The sequence below is a fragment of the Neisseria sp. P0021.S007 genome, from assembly GCF_051956855.1.
Window position 1 is genome coordinate 1 of record NZ_JBQCXA010000641.1, and the last position, 645, is coordinate 645.

1 protein-coding gene is annotated in these 645 nt (G+C 51.8%); it reads right to left on the reverse strand.

The features are described 5' to 3' along the window. Positions 1-645: DNA primase (locus ACTHUR_RS15115; protein WP_440399437.1), on the reverse strand; the 645-nt coding region annotated here is incomplete at both ends.

The following is a 645-nucleotide window of genomic DNA, read 5'->3' on the forward strand; positions in this document are numbered from 1 at the left end:
TGTCAGGGTCGTGTTCTTCGGGTAGGAATAGAAAATGCAGTGATTTATCGTCTTTTAATTGCGGCAACGCATTTTCCAGCGCGCGCCAAGCCGCTTTACGTCCCGCGCTGTCGCCATCAAAACAAAAATAAATACTGTCGGCCTGACGCATCAGGATTTTGACGTGTTCCGCCGTGGTTGCCGTACCTAAAGCCGCTACGCCGTAGCCGACGCCGAACTGCGCCAATGCAACCACGTCCATGTAGCCTTCGACCACCAAAATCCGTCCTGCCTCTTTTACGGCAGCACGCCCTTCATATAGTCCGTAAAGGTTTTTCCCTTTATCGAACAAAGGCGTATCGGGAGAGTTCAGGTATTTGGGTTTGGAGTCGTCCAATACGCGGCCGCCAAAGCCGATTACCTGCCCACGCGGATTACGGATAGGGAACATAATCCGATGGCGAAAGCGGTCGTAATGTTTGCCTTCGTTGTCGATGACCATGCCCGTATCCACCAACGCAGTATTAGGATAGGGTTGGAATACTTGCGCAAAAGGTTGCCAGCCGTCGGGTGCATAGCCCAAGCCATAATGCGCAATAACTTCCGCACTCAAGCCGCGTTTGTCCAAATAAGCCTTTGCTGCAGGATTGAATTTCAACTGTTGCG